Origin of the sequence: Pseudomonas fluorescens (genome assembly GCF_902497855.1) — a bacterium.
GTDB lineage: Bacteria > Pseudomonadota > Gammaproteobacteria > Pseudomonadales > Pseudomonadaceae > Aquipseudomonas > Aquipseudomonas fluorescens_BI.
In genome coordinates this window covers 14,311-37,925 of sequence record NZ_CABVHU010000008.1, presented here as the reverse complement: position 1 = coordinate 37,925, position 23,615 = coordinate 14,311, and the positions used below count along the sequence as shown (strand labels likewise).

At 58.5% G+C, this 23,615-nt stretch carries 12 protein-coding genes; 9 read left to right on the top strand and 3 right to left on the bottom strand.

Going from position 1 to position 23,615, the window contains the following annotated elements:
- Positions 1–3 precede the first annotated feature (3 nt).
- The gene (locus tag F8N96_RS16935) at positions 4–1,278 is read left to right on the top strand and encodes a hypothetical protein (RefSeq protein WP_224794103.1); all 1,275 of its coding nucleotides are present in this window, start codon (positions 4–6) and stop codon (positions 1,276–1,278) included.
- A 79-nt stretch (positions 1,279–1,357) separates the two neighbouring features.
- Here F8N96_RS16935 and F8N96_RS16930 read toward each other — a convergent pair whose 3' ends face one another.
- Positions 1,358–6,493 (bottom strand): NEL-type E3 ubiquitin ligase domain-containing protein, encoded by a 5,136-nt coding sequence (locus tag F8N96_RS16930; protein ID WP_150798758.1) that lies wholly within the window; start codon positions 6,491–6,493, stop codon positions 1,358–1,360.
- 157 nt (positions 6,494–6,650) lie between these two features.
- A complete protein-coding gene (locus F8N96_RS16925; RefSeq protein WP_150798757.1) occupies positions 6,651–9,788 on the bottom strand; it encodes a transglycosylase domain-containing protein in 3,138 nt (1,045 codons plus the stop codon).
- 369 nt (positions 9,789–10,157) lie between these two features.
- Between F8N96_RS16925 and F8N96_RS16920 the strand changes: the two genes are divergently transcribed.
- From F8N96_RS16920 to F8N96_RS16890, 7 genes are all read left to right on the top strand, one after another.
- A complete protein-coding gene (locus F8N96_RS16920; RefSeq protein ID WP_150798756.1) occupies positions 10,158–14,006 on the top strand; it encodes a dermonecrotic toxin domain-containing protein in 3,849 nt (1,282 codons plus the stop codon).
- A gap of 459 nt (positions 14,007–14,465) precedes the next feature.
- On the top strand, positions 14,466–15,887 hold the full coding sequence (locus tag F8N96_RS16915) for an amino acid permease (RefSeq protein WP_150798755.1): 1,422 nt from the start codon (positions 14,466–14,468) through the stop codon (positions 15,885–15,887).
- 174 nt (positions 15,888–16,061) lie between these two features.
- The gene (locus F8N96_RS16910) at positions 16,062–16,436 is read left to right on the top strand and encodes a GtrA family protein (RefSeq protein WP_150763774.1); all 375 of its coding nucleotides are present in this window, start codon (positions 16,062–16,064) and stop codon (positions 16,434–16,436) included.
- A complete protein-coding gene (locus F8N96_RS16905; RefSeq protein ID WP_150798754.1) occupies positions 16,433–17,374 on the top strand; it encodes a glycosyltransferase family 2 protein in 942 nt (313 codons plus the stop codon). The genes F8N96_RS16910 and F8N96_RS16905 overlap by 4 nt, the downstream gene beginning before the upstream one ends.
- A 1-nt stretch (position 17,375) precedes the next feature.
- Complete coding sequence (locus F8N96_RS16900; protein ID WP_150798753.1) at positions 17,376–18,884, top strand: glucosyltransferase domain-containing protein; 1,509 nt, start codon at positions 17,376–17,378, stop codon at positions 18,882–18,884.
- Positions 18,885–18,957: 73 nt separating this feature from the next.
- Complete coding sequence (locus tag F8N96_RS16895) at positions 18,958–19,392, top strand: NUDIX hydrolase (protein WP_150798752.1); 435 nt, start codon at positions 18,958–18,960, stop codon at positions 19,390–19,392.
- Positions 19,393–19,414: 22 nt separating this feature from the next.
- Complete coding sequence (locus F8N96_RS16890; RefSeq protein WP_150798751.1) at positions 19,415–20,053, top strand: LysE family translocator; 639 nt, start codon at positions 19,415–19,417, stop codon at positions 20,051–20,053.
- 104 nt (positions 20,054–20,157) lie between these two features.
- Here F8N96_RS16890 and metR read toward each other — a convergent pair whose 3' ends face one another.
- Positions 20,158–21,075 (bottom strand): transcriptional regulator MetR, encoded by a 918-nt coding sequence (gene metR / locus F8N96_RS16885; protein WP_150798750.1) that lies wholly within the window; start codon positions 21,073–21,075, stop codon positions 20,158–20,160.
- A gap of 120 nt (positions 21,076–21,195) precedes the next feature.
- Here metR and metE point away from each other — a divergent pair, with 120 nt between their 5' ends.
- Positions 21,196–23,508 (top strand): 5-methyltetrahydropteroyltriglutamate--homocysteine S-methyltransferase, encoded by a 2,313-nt coding sequence (metE, locus tag F8N96_RS16880; RefSeq protein WP_150798749.1) that lies wholly within the window; start codon positions 21,196–21,198, stop codon positions 23,506–23,508.
- Positions 23,509–23,615 lie beyond the last annotated feature (107 nt).

The following is a 23,615-nucleotide window of genomic DNA, read 5'->3' as shown; positions in this document are numbered from 1 at the left end:
CCGATGAATATTAGCCGCCGTGGGTGCCGCAACAGGTGGTGCGGCGGGCCGCGGGCCGGTCTGTCATTCGTTCTGTTCGTCCTGTTCGTCCTGCTGCTCCTGTTCGCTAAAGTCGCGAAGGCCGAGGTGCATAACATCGAAGCCACGTTCCAGCCGGATTCTTCGCACCCGCAAAAAAATCAGTTCAAGAACCAGACGCCCTCCGAGGGCTTTTGTCAGCAAATTCCCCAGGCTTGCGAACCCTCGGGCCTGTTCAGCCTGATCGCGCGTATCCCGTTCACGGCCAATGCACCGATCCTGGCCAACCATGTTGATCCGCGTCTCGGCGGGATGGCCAAGGTGCCTTCCGACTGGCGCGACGTAGTCGTCACCCATGCGTCAGGCGATACAAGAAAAGTACAGATAAGGATCGCGGGTATTGGTCATGAAACGGCATTTCCTCTCTCGGTGGGCGAAATGACCGGTGGCGGGGGGTGGGATGTTCTATGGGAAGGTGGAGGCTGGCTTATTGCTCCGGCGCCGTGTCAGGGCGTGGGATGGGCCTCGGCAGGAGCGCATGGCTACAACAGTTTCTGGAAAGTGCCTGAGGGCGCCGGGGTTTGCAGCAAGAAGGCGAAATTCGACATCCCTCTGGCCATGCGTTATCAGTATTTTGTCTATGCCTACGAATTGCGCACGCCGGATCCGCTGAAAATGGTCGCTGGCGAATACACCGGCACGATTATCTATACGGTAGGTCCCGGTCAGGATTTCGACATGGGCGATGTCATGATCCCGTCCGACTCATTGCTGACCCTGAACTTTCTTCTGGGCGTGACGCATACCCTGAAAGTCGACCTTCCCCCCGGGAGCAATCGAGTCATATTGGAGCCCCAAGGCGGGTGGCAGAGGTGGCTGCTGCAAAATCGCAAGCCCGTGCGTCTTTATCGCGATCAAACATTCAATATTTCTGCTTCGTCGAGGTTCACGATGAAGCTTGAATGTGGGCTGGATCTGGAGCCGGGTTGCGGGATACGTGACTCCACGGGCCGGTATGCGGCGGTTGTCGATGTCAGTGTCAGTCTGCCTGACGGATTGACCGACGACAGCGGGCAACCGGTCAGGCGGATGCCACTGAGTCGCTCTGTTACCCCTGCGTTCCAGCCCGGCATCTACGTGGATCGCAAGCCGGGGACGCTGCATTTCGAGATTAACCAGAGATACACCGAGTGGTTGATCGATGCCCAAAGGCAGCACTATCAAGGCAATATCACCGTGATATGGGACTCCCAGGTGTAAGGCAGGAAGCGGGCCAGATGCGCTATCGGCCAGCCAGCCCTTGCAGGCGCTGGCTGACCTCACGCTGAGCCAGCCGAGGTCAGAGCCCGGCTCTGGCCAATGCTTCGCGGGTCAATTTTCTGGCCACCTGATTTCGCTCCTTGTCCAACTCAAGGATCAGCGGATCATAGAATTCATTGCTCATTTCTTCCTTGGTAAAGACGTCGGCGTGAGCAATATTCAGTTTAGTGGCCAAGTCCTCCAGCGTTTTTTTGCGCGAGGCCAATTGCCTCATATCGGTTTCGTTCGCCCAAGCGTTTTGGGCCTCGCGCAAAGATTCGAGATCATGGTGTCTTGACGCGAAAGAGCGTTCATCAGCCTCGATTTCGGCAGGATGAGTGCTTTTTAAATGGTGCTCCCAGAACGGATTCTCGAAGGAATTATTCATTGCGTTGATCAGCCCATCGCCTGCTTCATCAGCAATGATCTTCTTATAGGCCGTGTCAATCATGCTCGGGGTCACCCGCGAGGTACCCTGATACAACATGCCATCAGACTGCCAAGGTAAATTCAATCGCTTGGCCAGCCCCGTTTCGTACGCCAGGTGAACTTCCGTTTCATCGGGTGCGTGGTAATCCGGTATGGGCGGAACACGTTGGCTCATGTCGCGCTGAGCGAGAATCTCCTCTCTGGCAATGTCTCCCACCTTTTCCAGGCGAGCAGCGCTTTTGGCCAGTTTGACCAGACGGTTTTCCAGTTCCAGGGCCGACGTCGACTCCGTGTGCGCCTTCGATACCAGCACTTTGAGTCCCATGCTGTTGAACAGTTGTGACCCGGCGTCACCGCAGGTATCGGGTTGGCTGGCCAGCTGGAACAGTTCTACGCGCAGGTCGGCGTCCAGAGCGGCGGCATCGACCATTTCCCAGACCCGTTTCGTCAGTTGTTGGCGTGAGTCACTGTACCGATAATCCTTGCTTTGTCGTTGCTTCCTGATGACTCTGAAAAAATCGGCAGCGCCAGGCTCAGACGCCAGATCGTCCCACGATTCATCCCTGTAGGTACCGACACCCGTCGAGGAACTGAAAGGTAATGTATCGTCGGGTAACATTCTCCAGTGCCTGATTTCATCGGCCGCCTCCCGCTCATAAACCTGTTCAGGGGCCATGCCTACGGACTCGCGATACGTTCCCAAACGAAGTCGGTCGACATCGGAAAGCTTCTTCGCGTCGAGGCGCGCACGTGCCACGATGAGCGCATGGTCCGAGCCAGGAACTACGTCAGGGACGGTGGTGATCGGACTGCCCCGCAGGTCGAGAGAAAAACTCCGTGGGCGGGACTTTCTGAATACGCCGTCCATGAACAGGCGTTCCGGCCACGTATCAAGCCCCGTTGTCCTCAGGCTCAACACTCGCAATCCAGGCATGCGGCCGACATCCAGCGGCTGCATCAACGGATTGCCATCCAGTCTCAATGTTTTGAGGCGAGTCAGGCCTCCCAGCTGTCTGGCGGAGTCGGGCGTCAACTTGATTCTGTTGTTGGACAAACGCAAGGTTTCAAGAGAATTCATCTTGCCGATAGCGGGCGGCAGGGCGGTCAGATCGCTATACCGGGCGCTCAAGTGACGGACATTGGAGAAGTCGCCTAACAGGCCCCCGGCGTCGGTGGAATAACGCGCGTGGTCCAGATTTAGCACGGTGACCTGGTCGAGGTATTTTTTGATGTCAGGCAGCTTTTTCAGGTCTGCCCACCACCGATCCAACTCGGGGCCCATCATCTCGGTCGACAAGTCCAGCGTGTAGCCGTTTTCTGGATGGATGCTGCTTTCACCGAATGCCCGGCTTTTGCGTTCGAAGCATGCAATAAGTCGTTCTTGAATGAAGCTGCCGCCTTTGAACTTGAAGTCATGCCAATCACTGTTGGAGTCGAGTGCGTCCACGGTCTCCAGGCTGGGATGATAGTCATAACTCCAGCCGCGTAACGTTTCGCGCAACGCCTTGAGTTCATCCCTGAGCCGGTCAATTGCCTGATCAGGATCGCCCTTGGCCCGTAAGGCTTCAACGAAGGCTTGCGCTTGCTGTTCGCTCAAGCCGGAATACAGATTCATGACTCTTTCTTGCGGCGTTGCTGGGTTTCTGGAGAGCGCCGGCCCGCGCAGCAGTTTGACGGTTTCAATGGCGGCCACGGCACGAATGGGCGGTTCTGCCAGCAGTGTCCGGCGGTCGGCAGGCGCAGCGGATTTTTCCATGATCCAGACCTTGAACGGACGACCCTGACCGCGTTGGTAGCCCAATGCCGCGCGTTTGTCTTCAGGCAGGGCGCGCAGGATCGATTCGTAGAGGTCGTCGGCTTTGTGCAGTTGCTTATTGGCCCCGTCGAGCACCTCGTATTGGCCCTGTTCATCCCTGATCAGCCGGCGAACCGTTGCGGCGTCATCCGGGCCTGCGCTGCAGCGCAACGTGCCGTCATAGGTGTCGTCACGCACTTCGATGCGCAGGTCGCTGAAGGTGTCGGTGTTGAATTTGAGGGTATTGAGTGCAAGCCGTTCGGTATCCGGGGTCAGGCGCTTGTCGTGATAAAAACCGTCGTAAGCGCGGGCGGTCAAGGCTTCGAAATTGAATTCGCGGGCCTGGGTTTTAACGCGCAACGGCAGGCGATTTTCATCGGCCATTATCTTCTGCTCATCGGCCCTGGCATCCGCCAGGACAGTTTGGGCGAGGGTGAGCGGCATGTCCGGGAAGGGTTGCCGCAGCAGGCGGACCTGCGCGTTACCCGACCTTTCTTCGGCCTGATACATGCGTTTTGATATCTCGCCTTTACGTGCGTCGACGGCGTCGGCCAATCGATCCCGCAATGCCTGGGTACGTTCGGCGCTCGGAGCGTCACCCAGCAAGGCCTTGATCTCGCTTTCAGTCAAAAAGCCCAGCACACGGTCAGGCAGTTTGCCAGAAGTGAGCTCGGCGACACTGATGCTCAATGTATTGGCAGGGGTTGCATCGGCGTTGCCATACCTGTGCGACATCCCTGTCAGATCAGCACTTTCAAACACCTCCAGGGCCCGTTCGGAAGGCCAGCCTGGCAACGCCGTCAGTATCGTTTCATACCAATTGGAGGAGGCATCGATGGGCTGCCCCTTGCGAATATTGGCACTCGCGATCCCGACGTCGTCATAGGCGCTGAAGCGCTTGATGGTGTCGGCCAGCATGGGTGGAGGCGCAGCGTTCTCGACATGCATACGGCGCAGCGCATTGTCTTCGGTGCCGCTGCCGATGCGGATCTGCTCCCGTTCCGCGGGCGAGAAGCGATCGACCCTGTGCCCGAGGCGGCGCATCAATGTGTCGCCTTCCCAGTCACCCGGATTTTCCGCCTCGTGTACCCAGGCGCCGTGACCGTTATGTTCGATTTTGGGCGAATAGGCATTGGGGCGAGTGGGATGTTTGACACGGTGAGTGGTGATGGTCGGCGCTTGCGAAGCCTTTTCGACGAAGTAGAGTTTGTCGTCCAGTGGCAGGATGCGCTGATTGGCGTGTTGATGCAGGCCGTGTTCGTCGGGTTTCGAGTCGGGCGTGAGGGTGAGGCTTTTTTGTTCGTAAGGGGCGAGGTCCGGGTGCCACAGCGTTGGTTTGCCGTCAGGCAACTTGACCGGTTTCATGCCTTCGACCAGCGATGACAGTTTCAGCTTGAACGCGTTGCCTATTTCAGCACCCGCACCAAACGCCGCCAGTTGAATCACATCCGTGACCACACCGATCACATGTTCGGCCGCTTCAAGACCAAGGCCCTCGGCCAGATCGACGATGCCTTCGATGACGTCAGTGGTCATCTGGTAAACGGTGTAAGCCATCATCAGCTCGCCCAGCCCCGGCACGAACGGTGTGGCAATCAACAGCGCGACATTGAAGATGTCCGAGACGATTTTCTTGAAGTTGTCCCACCAGGCCCAGCGGGCCTTGCTGTCCGTGTCGGCGGTGGACACGGCGATTTCCCGTGCGTCGTTAAGAATCTTGTTGAGCTTTTGCTGGTAGGCATGTGTCCAGTAGGCCCGGGACACCGGCAGGGGCTGGAACTGCAGGTGCGGACTGGACGCAGGGTCTTCGTGCCAGGTGGGGCGTTGATCCGTCGTATCCGTTTTCTCATGCCATCTGACGGTCACCAGGCGTTGATCGAGACCGGCGAAAAAATGCCCGCGTTGCTGCTGATCGACGAATTGACTGAAAAATTGTCGATAACGCTGCTTCGATGAGGCGCCGACCTTGTCTTCGCGTAGCTGACGCGACAATTCATCCATGAACGCTTTGGTGGAGTCGTATTCCTTGAGCGGGTGATCCGGGTCATGGGGCACGTAGGCAATAAGGCGTTGAATCCCCCGGCTGTCCTTCACGGCAGGAATCAGCAGGAGAATGCCGGTCAGACGGGTCGCCATCAACGACAGGTCGCAGCACAGCATTTTTCTGCCATTGAGCAGCAGCTGAGGGGCTTCATCCTGTGCAAGGCTCAGCATCAGCTTATAGGCATCGTACTGGATATCCTCGAGGGTCAACGCCAATTGCGCGGCGACGATGAGGGCGTCTTTCTGGCTTTCGGTGACCCTGAGCTGTGTGACGGCTTCGGCCAAGGGTTCACCGGGAAGCAGAAAGCTTTCGAGATGTTTCTTGTACAGCGCGCCGATGTCCAGTTCCCGGCACAGCGCCTGGAACTGGCTGATGGTCATTTTGTCTTTGATCGCAATGACATCGAAGTGCCCGAGATCGTCGGGTTTGGTGATGTAATGCGAGTCGGCAAGGACCGTTTCGGACTTGGCGAAGTTGTGCAGTGCCGCCTCCAGCAGAGAGACGGTCCGGAGGGTGACGCCGCCAGTGACATCAATCGCATACCAAGGCAAATCCGCGGCCAGGTACAGGCGCAGGTAGGTCGTGCTGACGTCATGCTCGATCCCGTAGCGTTCCTTGAGCTTCGCCTGGAGCAGGGGTGCCGCGAACGAATGGACGTCCTGCAGATTCCTGAACAGTGTGTCGACCTGGTTTTGCGAACCCCACGCCTTGAGGTTGGCGGCTTTGAGCTTGTCATGGTGGGAGGCGGGCGCTGTGGCGTACCAGGGTTCCATCGTCAAGGGAGTGGCCGCCAGGGCCCGTCCCCTGCCGAGGGTAGCGGTTTTGAAAGGGTCGCTGGTGGTGTCCTTGATAAACGCGTAGTGCCGGCCTTTATCGATGCGTTGGGCAGGCGTGGTGGTGTCGGTCATGGCAATCATCCTTGATTGGTCTTAAGGATGATCAGCCTATCGGACGAGGCTCAAAAAAACAGTCTGAATAACTGCGCTCAATCAACGGTTTTGCCCGGTAATTCGCTGAATATTCGAATCTGAAAAATAATTAATTACCGCCTTGGACAAGAAAAACTCAGGGTTGCGGTTTCGCACCGGCCGCCGCCAGGGACGAACCCTCCGCCGGGTGGCAATTGGAAGCACTGCCCGGTTGCAGATACGGCGTCAGAATCGGCGCCATGCCCTTGAGCACCTGCACCGGCAACGCCGAGGTGAACTTGAACGCTTCGGCCGTGCGCCCGGGCACGAACGCGGTCATGGTGCCGAAGTGGGTGTCGCCGATGAAGAACACGAAGGTCGCGGTGCGGTTGATCGATTTCGAGCTGAGAATCCGCCCGCCCGAACCGATGGCTTCGATGCGGTTGTCGCCGGTGCCGGTCTTGCCGCCCATTGCCAACGGTTTGCCATCGGGCGTGATGAAACTGCCGGAGACACGCTTGGCCGTGCCGGCATCCACCACCTGCGACAAGGCCTCGCGCATGGCCGTGGCCACTTCGGACGGCATTACCCGTTTGCCGGCATCTGGATTACTGATCAGTTTGGTTTCATACGGCGTGTTTGCCGCGAAGTGCAGGCTGTCGATGCGCAGTGTCGGCATCCGTATCCCGTCGTTGAGGATGGTGCCGATCAGTTCGGCCAACGCCGCCGGGCGATCGCCCGAGCTGCCGATGGCGGTGGCCAGCGACGGCACCAGGTGATCGAAGGGGTAGCCGACTTTCTGCCAGCGCTGGTGGATGTCGAGGAATGCCTCGATCTCCAGCATGGTGCGGATGCGACTGTCGCGGGCACCCTTGTGCCGGCTTTTGAACAGCCAGCTGTAGACCTCCTGGCGCTCGAAATGGCTGGCTTTGACGACTTGGCTGAACTTGGCGTCGGGGTGATTCAACAGGTAGCCGATCAGCCACAGATCCAGCGGGTGCACCTTGGCAATGAAGCCTTGGTCCGGCAGGTCATACGAGCCGGGCCCGTAACTCAGGTACAGCCGCTCAAGACGTTCGTCGGTGAGTTTTTCGGTGAGCTTGGCGCCCTTGAGGTGCGAGCGCACGAAGCTGTTGAAGCTTTCCTGGTTGGCCTGGGGGAATAGATAACGATGCACGGCGGCCATGCGAATCGGGGTCGGGCGCATGCCGTCGAGAAACGTCTCGAGCCGCGCCCGGGTGTCTTTGTTCTTGTATTTCTTCCAGAACTTCAGCAGGAACGAGGTGCCCTCACGGTCGGCGAACGAGGCCAGGTATTCCTGGCGCCGCGGGTCGTGATCGTCCTTGAGCAGCTCGGCACTGTTGTTGGGACCTGAATAAGTGGTGTAGCGCACCACGTCACGCATCAGCCGAATGAACGGCAGGTTGATCGACTCACGCAGGGCATCGCGCAGCGTCGGGAGGCGGCCGTTGTCTTCCTTGCGAAAGTTGACGAACGTGTGCAGCCCGCCACCGGTGAAAAAGGCTTCCCCGGGGCTTGCGGAGTATTTGCGGTCAAGCGCGGCGCCGAGCATGGCCGACAGGTTGCGGTCTTTATTCTGGATCAGGTAATCGACCGCCCAGCGACTCAGGCGATCCTGGTCCGGGACCTCGGCTTTCTTCAGCTCCGGGACGGTCATCGTGGCGTATTTATCATGCAGTTCGGCAATGATCTGCAGATAGGTGGTGAGCACGCGCATTTTTGCCGTGGAGCCCAGCTCCAGTTTGCTGCCTTCGTTGATGTCGAACGGCTGGTCGGTGCTGTCGGTCTGCACGCGCACCCGTGAGCCGTCTGGCGTCAGTTCAAACAGGGTGAAGCTGTAGCGCACCTGCGTGGTGCTGGTGGGGGTCAGCAGGCGTTCACCGATCAAGCCGATCTGTGCCGCGAAGGCCGGGTCGGCCAGGTGCTTGAGGTACTCGGTGGATTGGGCTTGCAGATCGCCTTGCAAGGTACTGGTCGCCGAGAGATCGAGGCGATCGAGGTCGTACAGCGGACGATTGAGCAACCCGCCGAGACGACTGCGCGCCACGCTGATGCCCTTGTTGGTTTCGATCGGCTGGATAGTGGGCTGGGTCAGCCAGTCGCGGTAAGTCACCTTGCTGGCCAATGCCGATTTCGCGAGGGGCGCATCGATCACGCCGTTCTGGGCCAGCAGGCGAATGTGGCTGTCGGTGAGGCTGGCCAATTCATCATGGCCCTTGGTCAGGTAATGGGAAGGGCGGCGCTGGGCAATCATCAGCGACAGCATTTCCCGCAGGGCCAGGCCTTTTTCCGCCATGCTTTTCGGGTCTGTCGCGGCGCTGTTCAGTCGCTCGTTGGCCTCATTGAAGTCGGCGCCGTACCACACGCGCAAACCTTCGGCCATGCCATGCACTTCGCCGTGACCCGGTACGGCCGACAGGGGCACGCTATTGAGATAGTCGCGAATCACATTCTGCCGGGCCACTAGGGTATCCGGCCCGGCTTGATAGGCGCGCACGCTGGCGGAAATCATCTGGCGAATTTTTTCCGCGCCTGAAACGGTCAAGCCGTCAGGCGAGTGCCGGTATTTCTCAAGCTGCGTCGCCAGGGTACTGCCCCCCGCCGACTGGCCCGGCAGGTGCAGCAATTTGGCCACCTGGGACCACGCCGCCATGCCGAATCGCGGCCAATCCACCGCGGGGTTGGCCTGGGGCTGACGAGGGTCGAGCAGGAAGCGGTTTTCAATGAACAGCAGGCTGTTGACCACCACCGGTGGGATCGCCTCGAAGCTTGAGTAAAGTTGTTGCGGGTATTTGTACTGGTAAAGCGGTGACCCGCGGCAATCGGTGATCGATAACCCGGCCTGGATTTTCTCTGGATAGGGCACGAAAAAGCCCTTGTCGCTGTAGTTCATCAGCGCTTCGGAAAAGCGGGTTTGCGAGGCAATCACGTAGTCGCGCTTGAGCAGCCGTGGCAGGAACTCATCCAGGGCGCTGTAGCCCAGACGCAGGTCGAAAGGCCCGGCGCCGGGGTAGTGAATGGCGTCGCTGGGGCCGGGTTGCATGTCATATTTGAGGGACGAGGCGAATTTGCTGACTTCCCGGGATTGAAACTTCGAGGTGCGCATTTCCTTGGCGGCAGCCAGCCCCACGACGATCGCGATAATCAACAGCAACAACCAGAATGCCCCCCAGCCGTGCCGGGAACGGCCAGGTTTCTCAGGTAAAGGCGCTTCATCCACTCGTTCAGTCGGAACCACAGTTTTACTCGAATCGGTTTGCCATAAAACACCCATAGTCGACTGATCCATTCCCGCAGATTGATCTGACTTGATTGAAGCTTAGACGGTGGTTGGCGTTGGTGAAAAAATTGTGAGCGTTGTCGATTTTTTTCGACCCGGCGTGTGGGGGAAAAGGCGGGGGCCGGCGTAGGGATCGAAACGTGGAGGTCACGAGGGAGGCGTTGCCGGCTCGACAACGACTGGACAGCCTTCGTTCGACATTCTGTTTGGCAAAAAATCAAGATTCGAGTCCAACGGGGATGCTGCTGGCGTCAATCATCAGTCGAAACACGGATGAATAATATTTGGTAATCATCCAGGACTGTCTGTCTCGGCAAGTAGGGTATTTACTCGAATTACTTTTTTTACATCAAGGATGATGTTATGGCTGATCAGTCCACTTCAATAAAAAATGCCGGGCCGGCGTCCGGCGACTCCCTCAACACGAGGGGTGGTCAACATCTGGAAATCATCAAGGCGGCAACGCCCCCGGCACTGTTGAATATGTCGAAGCATAATCACGCCGCGTTGAAAAGTTTTACCCCCGCTTTGCCCGATTGGTTAAGGATCGCTTCGCAAGAGCAGCGCGCCGAAGCACGGCGACTTGTCGAGGCGAGTGTGACTGCGCATACGGCATTGAGTGAGGCGATGGCGGGAGTGACAGAGCTTGGTGAATTTGCCGAACCGCTGCTGAAGAAAAAAATCCGTGAAGTGTTTGCCGTGGAACTTGATGTCAATCATACGCACGTGAGGCTTACTGAGTCGGTGGGGTTTTTACAAAGGAAGTCCCGATATCCCAGTCTTCTGGAGGCGGCCCTTCATAACTTCGGTAGTTCGGACCAGTTTCTGGATTCTGAGACCTATGTCTACAGGGCAGACTCCGCCGCATCGAGGATTGCGCTCGATGTGGCGCGTTTCGCCGAGCTGTGCCGGGAACTGGATATCGGCAAACAATACCAAGTACATATAAAGAATGGTCTGAAATGGAATGATGCAGTCGCATACGACAAATTACGCGATGTGTTCGTCAACTATCAAAAAGCCGCTTTGAAAGCCTCGACGTATATCGCTTTGCGCAGAGGCGATATTCAGCTGAAGCACCAACGGGCCATTCTGCAAATCATTTCCGGGAACAAGACAGTGCGCGTCGACGGGAAACCCCTGTGGTGTCGCGGGTTGAGTTTCATGAGGATGCCGTTGCACGGCTGTATTGTTTTCGAGATGGCCGACCCGAACAACGAAAGCATTCTGGAAAGCGCCTGGGATAAGCTTTGGCCAACAGTCGATGGTCAATCCAAAGGCGATTTCATTGCCTACATTCCCGATGATCCCGATCACCCCGTGAAGCATTACGCAACGGTCGCCGAGTTCAAAGCTCGCCTGATCAGCCAGTTCGTACAAAAAAAAGCGGGCGATTCACCGGGCGTACCCACTGTCTATCAGCGGTTCTTCAGCCGCTTTGTACGACATAAGGACCGGGCAAAGTATTTCTACAGTTTCACCGAACAAGTTCCGACCCCTCCGGAAGAAGCGCGTCGTCACATTCACTATATCGAGCGTCGTCAAAAGGAGGCGCCTGATTTTCTGCTGCAGTTCAGAGTGCTGGATCCGTCGGGAGAGCCTTGGCAGCAGCATTTTGATATCTGGGCCACGCTTTACAAGGAGTTCCGGAACGGGCTGTTGCGTGATGCCCGCAGCCAGGCAGTTTCCACAGAGGATGCGGATGCCAATGAGCGCCGGGTGTTGATCGCCGATCTGCTGGACAGTGGCCTGACAGCCCTTAATCTACTCTCCTTCGCGGTTCCGCCATTGGGCGCGGTGATGCTGGGTGTCGCAGCTGTACAGCTGATGTACGAGGTTGTGGAGGGGCTCGACGATCTCAGCCTGGGTGATAAAGAAGCCGGTTGGCAGCACATTAATGATGTGTTGCAGAACATTATAGTCGGCGCCGAGACCGCTCCGGTGTTCGCCCTTGTACATCCGGATTTCATCCCGATAGAACTCCCCAACGGGAGGAAACGCCTGTGGAAACCTGACCTTGGCCCTTACCGCAGTGAAGTGTCTCTGGAGGGCATCGAACCCAATGCCCAAGGGCAGTACCCGATCGCCGACAGGCATTATGTAAGGATTGACGGCGATGTCTTCGAGACGCGCCTTGATCCGTCGACGGGTCAATGGAGAGTCGCACACCCGACCAACGCGGCGGCCTATCAGCCCGTGCTAAAGGAAAGCAGCGGCGTCTGGCGCCACACGCTGGACAATCATGTGAGTGAAACGGCGTTGGAAACATCTGCCACCCATGACGTGAATGATAACGACGTTGCATTGGATCTCTCATCGGCGGCATTCGATGAGTTCAGCAATACCACCGCTGTCCGGTATTCCCTCCAGGAATCCGTGATTGCCGGGTTGAGTCCCGTAAAGGGCATTTATCGAAGCCTCGACGGACAGCGCTTTTATATCCGTAATATCGATGAGTCCGGCACGACAGCGGTCTATCAGGTCAGAGGCTCGTTCAATCTCACTGCCGATACCGTGGATGTCAATGTCGTTGATCCTGGCAATGACGCCTCTTCGCCTCTGTGGCTGTGGCAGGCCGGGCCAGATCAATGGCAGCCACGCTCATTGAAAGGCGGTGCCAGCGAACGCAGGCTCATCAAGACGGCGGATATTCGGGATTGGAGCCGCTTGCCACCTCGAAGCCGGCAAAAAATAACACTGAAGGCATTTGCCAGGGATCGCGGGCTCTTCCTCAAAACGTTGGAGCGGTATGTGTTGGCGGATGGAATCGTTACCGCTGAAGGCGCCGACTTTCTTGCCAGCGGCAATGGATCAAGAAACAAAGTCACTGCGACACATCTGTCGGAGTGGGAGCGGCTGACCGCGCGCCAGCGTCATGAGCTGACGCGTGAAGGGTTCGCCAACCGCCACCGGCTCGACACCGAGTCGTTCATGAAACATGTGAAGCAGGATGGCACGCTCGACCTGGCAGGAAAGGCGCTTGCAGGAAAGCGATTCAACAGAATCATCGAAGAACATCTGCAGGACTGGTACACCCTGTCTCAATTGCCGGATAACGACGTTGCGATGATGGACTACGTCGAGCGAAACAACCTTAATCCTTTGCTCTGGGAGCGCTATGTAAAGTCCGATGGCAGTTTCACAGTGCCTGGCAATAAAGTACTTGTGCTTGGGCTCGATGAGTTCACGCCTGTAACGTACGAACATCTGAAAAGATGGTGGGATATTTATCACGACCCTGACGTTGGCATCGGGATGAACAATTTCCTTGAATTGAACAAGATCGATCCATTGGAATGGGCGCATTACGTCAATGAAGATGGGCGCTTTACGCCATCCGGGACCGATTGGCTGATATTTGGAGATGTTGACGAATCTGCAACGGTAAACCGTGCGGATATCACATCCAAGCCCCCAATGGCGCGCAAATCCTTGCGACGGCAGGGTGGCGATAAACGCACTGCAGAGGACGACGCGGCCGAGCACAATAAGCGTCGCCGCCTCGATGACCGCGCGACGGAGTCCGGTTCTGCCATGGGCGAACATGCGCCTCAATTTGGTCATCAAATAGACAACAGGTTACCGATTCTGCAGGATCCGAACGATGTCACTCGCAGCATCACGTTGTCAGCAGAAGGGCCGGAAGGCGTGGGTGGCCCGCCAGCAGACATCAATGAAATCGAGGTGACGTACTGGAATAGATTACTTGATGATGTCGAGCCCGCCATTGAAAGGATGAAGTGGGCGGACGCCATCGTTGCGGAGGTGCGCGACTGGATCAGAAACGAAGACAATCTGGCTTTCCGGTTCGATCAATTGCTGAAGGTTGAAAAGCTCAAGACCGGGCCGGAAAGAGGTTTGTCGGTGGTGGCCAATCGTGATATCCGTCGCTTCGAAGTACTGGGCCCTTATTCTGGCAAGTTGCACCGTGGCAATTCAACGCTGATTAAAGAACTTAATGGCAAAGGTCACAAGGCTGTCGAAAGTTTCTCGTTTTCCACGTTCTCCAATGATGGAACCTTGAGTGCCCATGGCAGCGGTAACGTCCTGAGCCTGGTTAACAGCTTTTATACCCCTGGCGAGTCTTTTGGACATGAAAACGTGGGCACGATCAATGTGGGTCGATACATGACCTTCTTTGTGGCCTGGCAAGACATAGAAAAGGGCGAAGAACTCCTTCTTGATTATGGCCCTGCTTATAAATGGGACTGAATGACGCAGGCAGTCTCTCAAGGCCGGGTACTGGCATCGCTTGACCGGGAAGGACTGCAAACACTGCTGCGGCATGCGTGCAGTGAACGCGATTGCAATTTCCGTACATCCTCACAGCGCCTCGTTCACCCGGGCAACAAGTACCGGGTGAACATGACGACGCACCATTGTTGTGCAATACTCCGCGCCGTTTTTCGCAGCGAATAATCCTACACAAGCCAGGTAATGCCCCTCCGTAAACTGCGCCTTTCCCGAGAGTTCTCGCTGAATGTTGTGGTTTATAGAGTGAAAAACCCTGTGCGAAGCTTTTTATACTGCACGCCCCGCTGATCCTGGAGGTTTGTCCTGCAGGACGGTTTTGCCCACGAAGCAGAACCGGTTTCAGGCAAGCAATGGCTTATCGGCCGGCGCTTCGACACTCGGTGGTCATATCCAATAACAAGACGAGGTTGTACCCCTATGCCAGTCGGCAATCACCTGCCCCACGGCGAGACCGCTCAGGGCGGCCCGCTTAAACGCGAACTCGGCGAACGGCATATTCGCTTGATGGCGCTCGGTGCCTGTATCGGCGTCGGCCTGTTCCTCGGTTCGGCCAAGGCCATCGAAATGGCCGGTCCGGCCATCATGCTGTCCTACATCATCGGCGGCCTGGCGATCCTGGTGATCATGCGCGCCCTCGGCGAGATGGCCGTGCACAACCCGGTCGCCGGCTCCTTCAGCCGTTATGCCCAAGACTACCTCGGCCCCCTCGCGGGCTTCCTCACCGGCTGGAACTACTGGTTCCTGTGGCTGGTGACCTGCGTCGCGGAAATCACGGCGGTGGCGGTGTACATGGGCGTCTGGTTCCCCGACGTGCCGCGCTGGATCTGGGCGCTCGCGGCGTTGATCAGCATGGGCTCGATCAACCTGATCGCGGTGAAAGCCTTCGGTGAGTTCGAGTTCTGGTTCGCCCTGATCAAGATCGTCACCATCGTTGCGATGGTGATCGGTGGTATCGGCGTGATCGCGTTCGGCTTCGGCAACGACGGCGTGGCTTTGGGGATTTCCAATCTGTGGGCCCATGGCGGTTTCATGCCCAACGGCGTGCAAGGCGTGTTGATGTCCCTGCAAATGGTGATGTTCGCCTACCTCGGCGTCGAGATGATCGGCCTGACCGCCGGTGAAGCGAAGAACCCGCAGAAGACCATTCCCAACGCGATCGGCTCGGTGTTCTGGCGGATTCTGCTGTTCTACGTCGGCGCGCTGTTCGTGATCCTGTCGATCTATCCGTGGAACGAAATCGGCACCCAGGGCAGCCCGTTCGTGATGACCTTCGAGCGTCTGGGCATCAAGACCGCCGCCGGCATCATCAACTTCGTGGTGATCACTGCCGCTCTGTCGTCCTGCAACGGCGGCATCTTCAGCACCGGGCGCATGCTCTACAGCCTGGCGCAGAACGGCCAGGCCCCGGCCGGTTTTGCCACGACCTCCAGCAACGGCGTGCCGCGTCGTGCGCTGCTGCTGTCGATCGGTGCCTTGCTGCTGGGTGTGCTGCTCAACTACCTGGTGCCGGAGAAGGTCTTTGTCTGGGTCACCGCGATTGCCACCTTCGGCGCGATCTGGACCTGGGTGATGATCCTGCTGGCCCAGCTCAAGTTCCGCAAAGGCCTGAGCGCCAGCGAACGTGCCGGCCTGAAATATAAAATGTGGCTGTTCCCGATCAGCTCGTACCTGGCGCTGGCGTTCCTGGTACTGGTGGTGGGGCTGATGGCCTACTTCCCGGACACCCGCGTGGCGCTCTATGTGGGACCTGCGTTCCTGGTGTTGCTGACGGTATTGTTCTACGTGTTCAAGCTGCAACCGACCAATGTGTCGCAAGGCGCGGTGCGTTCGGCTTCTTGAGTCGTCGATACGCTTGAAACGCAAAAGCCCCGGTCAAATGATCGGGGCTTTTGCATTCGGGAAGATCAAAAGGTCGCAGCGGTATGAGGAACCACTGGTCTGAAAGCCTATCGGGCCTGTGATTTCTGACAGCAGCCAGGTTCAAAGCTTTATGACGCGAAATGGAGGGGCACCATGAGGCTCTTGTGGAAAGGATTTTCCAGCTACACGGTGGTCGGGGTCGCCAATACGCTGATCCACTGGCAAATCTTCTTCCTGCTGAGTGTGGCGGCCGACTTCAGTCAGGCCCTGAGCAACCTGGCAGCCTTCTGCGTTGCCGCCTCTTTCTCCTTTTACATGAACGCGCTGTATACCTTCGATGCCAAGGCCTCGGTCGGCGGTTATCTTCTATTCTTGGGAGCCATGGGGGCCCTGAGCCTGGGCGTCGGCCATGCCGGTGACGTGTGGCGGTTTCATGGCCTGCTGACAGTGGCCCTGTTTTCGGCCTTGAGCCTGGTGCTGGGTTTTCTGTTTTCGAAATACGTGGTGTTTCGCGAGCGTGAGCAATGAAAATTTCGTTGATCGTCCCGGTATTCAATGAGGAACAGGCGATCGACCTGTTTTATCAAGCTGTGCGGCATGAGTTGCAACTGGAACAGGTCGAGTTCGAGATCGTGTTCATCAACGATGGCAGTTCCGACCGCACGGCCGAGCAGATCAAGGCGCTGGCGCGAACCGATGAGCAGGTATTGCTGATCAACTTCTCGCGTAATTTCGGCAAGGAGCCGGCGCTGTTCGCCGGCCTGGAGTATGCCAGCGGCGATGCGGTGATCCCGATGGATGTCGACCTGCAGGACCCGATCAGCGTCGTCCCGCGGTTGATTGAACAATGGCAGAGAGGCGCCGATGTGGTGCTCGCCAAGCGCCGCGATCGCACCGCCGACGGCATCCTGAAACGCCTCAGCGCGTCGCTGTTCTACCAGGTGCTCAACCGTATCGCTTATACCCGGATCGAAGAAAACGTCGGTGATTTCCGACTCATGGACCGCAAGGTGGTCGATGTGATTCGCGCACTGCCGGAACATCAGTTGTTCATGAAAGGCGTGCTGTCGTGGGCCGGGTTCACCACGGTGGTCGTGGAGTACGAGCGCGCCGGGCGAGTGGCCGGCAGCAGCAAGTTCAATGGCTGGAAACTGTGGAACCTGGCGCTGGAAGGCGTGACCTCCTTCAGCACGGTGCCGCTGCGTTTGTGGACCTACATCGGCGGCGGAATATCGATCTTCGCGGTGCTGTACGCGGTGTACATGGTGCTGGACAAGATTTTCTTCGGCAACAGCGTCCCCGGATATCCGTCGTTGATGACCGCGATCCTGTTTCTCGGCGGCGTACAGCTGATCGGCATCGGCATTCTCGGCGAGTACGTGGGCCGCATCTACATCGAAGCCAAGCATCGGCCGCGCTATGTGGTCAAGGACATCGTCGGCGGCAAAGACCGGCTCGGGCTTTAGCATGGGCCGGTTCAAGCGAATGGTCAGCGAAGAACTTGGAGGCCGTCAGGTCTGGCTGTTTTTTCTGTTCGCACTGCTGGTGTATGTCTTGCCGCTGATCCTCGCCGACTATCCGTATATCGACGATAACTGGCGTTCGCTCTCGTCGGGTACAGCCTGGGCGGAGCAGGGGCGATTGTTTACCGAGCAGTTCTACAACCTGCTGACGTTCGGCAACGGTGCGCCGAACGTGTTTCCGCTGCCGCTGTTGATTGCCACGCTGGCCATGGCCGCGGCGCTGACCCGCCTGACATTTCATTACTACCCGCAACCGACGCTTGCCTGCTGCCTGGTGGTGTTACCGCTCTGGTACAACCCCTTCTTCCTGCAAAACCTGTCCTACCAGTATGACGGCCCCGCCATGACCTTGAGCCTGGTGGCGGTGATCTGCGCCATCGTCTTTCGTCACCCCTCGCGCATTCTGCAATGGCTGGTGCCGTCCTTCCTGGTTGCCCTGGCGCTGGGGCTGTATCAGGTGAGCTTCAATGTGTTTCTCGGGCTGTGCTGCCTCGAGGTACTCAGAGGCGCCAATGACCGGCTGGCCTGGCCGCAGTGGTGCGGACTGCTCGGCTGGAAACTGGCTCAGGCGATTTTTGGCTGCCTGATTTACGCCGTCAGTGCTTATCCGTTCACTCAACACACTCGTACGTCCTTGCTGAATTGGTCGGCGGAGCCGCTGCTGCAACTGCACATCAACATCGGCCGGGTACTGGAAAAAGTCGTGCTGCTGTTTCACGGCGGATTGACCTGGGTGTTCGCCGGGTTGTTGCTGTGTGCCGTGGCCGGCGCGATTCGGCTGGGGCTCAAGGTCGCGGCGCGTCAGGACAGCCCGGGGAAGAACCTGCTGATCGGTCTGGTCTGTGTGTTGACAGTCCCGGTGGTGACGCTGCTGGTGTCGGGGATGGCGCTGTTTTTTCGCGATTTCAATGAAGGGGCCAGGACGCTGATGGGCTTCGCGGTCCTGTTGCTGCTGTTGTTCTATTTGAGTCACCTGGCGCTGGCGCACATCCACGAGCGGCTGCCGTTGCTGCTGGTGATTCCCCTGTTGGCGATGCTGTCGTTGTCGTATGCCTACGGTCGGGTGCTGACGGTGCAGAAAGTCTTCGCTGCCAGCGCGGCATCCAGCATGGCTTACGACATTGCATCCCGTCGAGAACTGCGCGAGGCCAAGCGCATCTACCTGTCGGTGACTTATTCCGATCACTGGCTGGTGGGCGCTGCGGGTTCGTTCAAGCAGATGCCGGTGTTGCACTACCTGCTGAACATCGACTTTTTGGTGTTGGCGGAAAGCCTGCCGAAACTGGGCATCACCAATGTGGTGTCCGAGAGGGATCGACGCAACGCAACCCGGGTGGGGTATCAGGGGTACGCACCGTTGCTGGAGAACCAGTACTACCGGATTTATCTGTTGGGCGACTACGGTTTTATCGTCATGAAAGAGCCCGCCCCGATCAAGGCACTGCACTGGTGACCTGCAGGTGCGAGCTTGCCAGCATGATTCGGGGGTATCCTTGCGCTTTTGCATTCAAGGCCCTTGTTGATCCATGACACCTGCATCCGCCGCTTCACCCGACATCATCCGCATCGCCGCCGCCCTGTTGATCGGTCCCGACGGCCGCACCCTGCTGGTCCGCAAGCGCGGGACCGAAGCCTTCATGCAGCCGGGCGGCAAGATCGAACCCCATGAACAACCGGTCCACGCCCTGGCCCGTGAACTGGATGAAGAGCTGGGCCTGGTCATCGATCCGGCGCAGGCCATCTACCTCGGGCAATTTGCGGCGCCGGCCGCCAACGAGCCGGGTTTTGTCGTCCAGGCCGAACTGTTTCAGCTGACGATCGACTCAGGCGTGTCCCCGGCGGCGGAGATCGAAGAGGTGCGCTGGATCGATCCCGCCACCGACGGTAATCTCACCCTGGCGCCATTGACACGGGACCTGATCCTGCCGTTCTATCGAGCCTCGCTGACTGCGATTGCCTGAACATTCATGCCAGGGACCCGTCATGATTCCTCTTCAAGACTTGCTGATCTTCGCCGCCGCCGCGTTGCTGATGGTGCTGACGCCGGGGCCGAACATGATCTACCTGATCTCCCGTTCGATCTGCCAGGGGCGCAAGGCCGGCGTGACGTCGTTGCTCGGTGTGGTCGCGGGATTCTTCGTGCACCTGTTCGCGGCGGCTGCCGGTTTGACTGCAGTGTTCCTGGCGGTGCCGATGGCCTATGAAGTGCTGAAGTGGGCCGGCGCGCTGTACCTGATGTGGCTGGCCTGGCAGGCGGTCAAACCGGGAGCGCGTTCACCCTTCGAGGCGCAGCAATTGCCGCCGGACTCGTCGCGTAAACTGATCACCATGGGCTTTCTGACCAGCGCCCTGAATCCGAAAATCGCAGTGTTTTACCTGTCGGTGTTTCCGCAATTCATCACGCCTGAGCATGGCTCGGTGTTTGCCCAGAGCATTATCCTCGGCCTGACCCAGATCAGCGTCAGTTTCAGTGTCAACTTGCTCATCGCTTTGTTCGCGGCGGGCATTGCATCGTGGTTCGTCAACAACCCGAACTGGCTGGCCCTGCAGCGTTATGTCATGGGGTTTGTACTGTCGGCGCTGGCAGTGCGGCTGATGCTCGAGCAACGCAGAGCGGCTTGAACCTGTGGACATTCCTGTAGGAGCGAGGCTTGCCCGCGAAGCTCTTGGCGCCAGTGAAGACGCCTTCGCGGGCAAGCCTCGCTCCTACACAGGTTTGTGGTGTGCTAACGAACCGCGCTGACGCCATCCAGGGTCGAGAACGACGTGTCCTTGGCCGTCAGCAAAAAGTCGCGCATGTACGGTGCATCCAGCATGTCGGCACGAATCCCCGCATACAAGGTCGCAAACAACCCCTTCTCTCCGAGGCGCTTGGCCTTCACATAACCACGTGAGCTGTATTCATGCAGCGCCCAATGCGGCATGCCACACACCCCGCGTCCACTGGCCACCAGTTGCATCATCATCACCGTCAGTTCCGAGGTGCGGACCTGGGCCGGTTCGATGTCGGCCGGTTCCAGGAAGCGGGTGAAGATGTCCAGCCGATCACGCTCCACCGGGTAGGTGATCAGCGTTTCCGTCAGCAGGTCTTCCGGGACAATGTAGGCTTTGCCCGCCAACGGGTGCTGGTTGGCCACCGCGAGCATCGCTTCATAGGTGAACAGCGGCACATAGGTGATCCCGGCCAGTTCCAGCGGGTCGGAGGTCACCACCAGGTCCAGGTCGCCGCGCGCCAGGGCCGGCAGCGGCGCGAAAGAGAAGCCCGAGGCCAGGTCCAGTTCGACTTCCGGCCAGGCATCGCGGAACTGGTCGATGGTCGGCATCAGCCACTGGAAGCAACTGTGGCACTCGATCGCCATGTGTAAACGCCCCGCGGTGCCACCGGCCAGCCGCGCGATGTCGCGCTCGGCGCCACGCAGTAGCGGCAGGGTGGCATCGGCCAATTGCAGCAGGCGCAATCCGGCACTGGTGAAGCGCACCGGTTTGGTCTTGCGCACGAACAGCGGCATGCCCATGCGCTCCTCCAACTCCTTGAACTGGTGGGACAGGGCCGACTGGGTCAGGTGCAGCCGATCGGCGGCATCGACCAGGCTGTCAGCTTCGCGCAAGGCATGCAGGGTCTTCAGGTGACGGATTTCAAGCACCGGGGGCTCCATGAGGAAAACTTGTGATCAACACGAAAAGGTTGAGTTTGTCTCATGTTGGGTTTGCTGTCGACAATAGCGCCATGTTTTACAGCAACTTTTATGGAGAGAAATTTCAACATGGCCTTGGCACACACACTGGGTTTCCCGCGCATCGGCGCTGACCGCGAACTGAAAAAAGCCCTCGAAGCCTACTGGAAGGGCGATCTCGACCAGGACGCCTTGAAAGGCGTCGGTCGCCAGCTGCGCGCCAACCACTGGCAAGTGCAGAAAGACGCCGGCATCGACCTGCTGCCGGTGGGTGACTTTGCCTGGTACGACCAGGTCCTGACCCATTCCCTGACCTTCGGCGTGATCCCCGAGCGTTTCGACAGCGCCAGAAATGAACGCGGCCTGCCGACCCTCGACACCTTGTTTGCCATGGCCCGTGGCGCTACTGCGAGCTGCTGCGGCGGTGAACACGGCAAGGCGCAATACGCCCAGGAACTGACCAAGTGGTTCGACACCAACTACCACTACCTGGTCCCGGAGTTCAGCGCGGACCAGCAGTTCAAACTGAGCTGGGAACAGTTGTTCGATGAAGTCGATGAGGCCAAAGCCCTAGGTCACAACGTCAAACCGGTGATCATCGGCCCACTCACTTACCTGTGGCTGGGCAAGGCTAAGGGCAACGACTTCGACAAACTCGACCTGCTGGAACGCCTGCTCCCGGTCTACAACGAAATCCTCGGCCGTCTCGCCGGGCAAGGTGTGGAATGGGTACAGATCGACGAACCGATCCTGACCCTCGATCTGCCACAGGAGTGGAAAAACGCCTTCGAACGCGCTTATCACATCCTGCAATACTCACCGCTGAAAAAGCTGGTGGCGACCTACTTCAGCGGTCTGCAAGACAACCTCGGCCTGGCGGTCGGCCTGCCGGTTCAAGGCCTGCACATCGACGCAGTGCGTGCGCCGGATCAACTGCTGCACGTACTCGATCGCCTGCCGACCTACAAGATTCTCTCGGTAGGCCTGGTCAATGGGCGCAACGTCTGGCGTTGTGAGCTGGAGCCGGTGCTGGCGCAATTGCAATTTGCCCAGGAGCGCTTTGGCGACAACCTGTGGGTCAGCAGTTCCTGCTCGCTGCTGCACAGCCCGGTGGACCTGGAGCGCGAAGACAAACTCGATCCGGAACTGAAAAGCTGGTTGGCGTTTGCCGTGCAAAAATGCGGTGAGATCGCGGTGCTGCGTGATGCCCTCAACGATCCGCAATCGCCCAAGGTGCAAGCCGCCCTGGCCGAAAGCCGTGCCGTTCAGGCGAGCCGTGCCGAGTCGCCTCGTATCCATAAAGCCGAGGTGCAAGCGCGCATCAATGCCATTGGCACCGCGGACAGCCAACGCCATTCGCCGTTTGCCAAACGTATCGAGCAGCAGCGTGCCCGGCTGAAACTGCCGGTCTTCCCGACGACGACCATAGGTTCATTCCCGCAGACCGGTTCGATCCGTCTGGCGCGTCAGGCCTTCAAGCAAGGCAAGCTGTCGGCCAACGATTACACCGACGCGATGCACAGCGAAATCCGCCACGCCGTGCAAGTCCAGGAACGCCTGGGCCTGGATGTGCTGGTGCACGGTGAAGCCGAGCGCAACGACATGGTCGAGTACTTCGCCGAGCAGCTCGATGGTTATGCCTTCACCCGGTTCGGCTGGGTCCAGAGCTACGGCTCGCGCTGCGTCAAACCGGCGATCATCTATGGCGACCTGAGCCGTCCCGCCGCCATGACTGTCGACTGGATCACCTACGCACAGAGCCTGACCGAAAAAGTCATGAAAGGCATGCTGACCGGTCCCGTGACCATGCTGATGTGGTCGTTCCCCCGTGAAGATGTCTCGCGCAAAATCCAGGCGCAACAACTGGCCCTGGCCCTGCGTGATGAAGTGCTGGACCTGGAAGCCGCCGGCATCAAGATCGTGCAGATCGACGAAGCCGCCTTCCGTGAAGGCCTGCCGCTGCGACGCGCACAATGGCAGGAATATCTGGATTGGGCCGTGGAAGCGTTCCGCCTGAGTGCCTCCGGTGTGCGCGACGAAACCCAGATCCATACCCACATGTGCTACAGCGAATTCAATGATGTGATCCAGGCCATCGCGGCCATGGACGCCGACGTGATCACCATCGAAACCTCGCGCTCGGACATGGAATTGCTGGAGGCCTTCAAAGCCTTCGACTACCCGAACGACATCGGCCCGGGCGTCTACGACATCCACTCGCCACGGGTGCCGGACACGACCGAAATGGTCAAGTTGATGAGCAAGGCGGTGAAGCGGATTCCGGCCGAGCGGCTGTGGGTCAACCCGGACTGCGGTCTGAAAACCCGCGCATGGCCTGAGACTGAGGCCGCGTTGGTGAACATGGTGGCGGCGGCGCGGCAGTTGCGCAGTCGATTGGCGTAAAGCAGCGCAAGGCAACTAGTTACTCCGCGCGTGGCGGTTGAAGTGCGAAACCTGTGGGGCGAACTCGCTCCCACAGGTCCTGCTTACCCCATGGCGTCAGGCAAACC

Excerpts from the sequence above, each read along its gene's own strand:
- F8N96_RS16935 (WP_224794103.1), top strand. The coding sequence starts at position 4 with ATGAATATTAGCCGCCGTGGGTGCCGCAACAGGTGGTGCGGCGGGCCG.
- F8N96_RS16930 (WP_150798758.1), bottom strand. The coding sequence starts at position 6,493 with ATGACCGACACCACCACGCCTGCCCAACGCATCGATAAAGGCCGGCAC.
- F8N96_RS16925 (WP_150798757.1), bottom strand. The coding sequence starts at position 9,788 with ATGGGTGTTTTATGGCAAACCGATTCGAGTAAAACTGTGGTTCCGACT.
- F8N96_RS16920 (WP_150798756.1), top strand. The coding sequence starts at position 10,158 with ATGGCTGATCAGTCCACTTCAATAAAAAATGCCGGGCCGGCGTCCGGC.
- F8N96_RS16915 (WP_150798755.1), top strand. The coding sequence starts at position 14,466 with ATGCCAGTCGGCAATCACCTGCCCCACGGCGAGACCGCTCAGGGCGGC.
- F8N96_RS16910 (WP_150763774.1), top strand. The coding sequence starts at position 16,062 with ATGAGGCTCTTGTGGAAAGGATTTTCCAGCTACACGGTGGTCGGGGTC.
- F8N96_RS16905 (WP_150798754.1), top strand. The coding sequence starts at position 16,433 with ATGAAAATTTCGTTGATCGTCCCGGTATTCAATGAGGAACAGGCGATC.
- F8N96_RS16900 (WP_150798753.1), top strand. The coding sequence starts at position 17,376 with ATGGGCCGGTTCAAGCGAATGGTCAGCGAAGAACTTGGAGGCCGTCAG.
- F8N96_RS16895 (WP_150798752.1), top strand. The coding sequence starts at position 18,958 with ATGACACCTGCATCCGCCGCTTCACCCGACATCATCCGCATCGCCGCC.
- F8N96_RS16890 (WP_150798751.1), top strand. The coding sequence starts at position 19,415 with ATGATTCCTCTTCAAGACTTGCTGATCTTCGCCGCCGCCGCGTTGCTG.
- metE (WP_150798749.1), top strand. The coding sequence starts at position 21,196 with ATGGCCTTGGCACACACACTGGGTTTCCCGCGCATCGGCGCTGACCGC.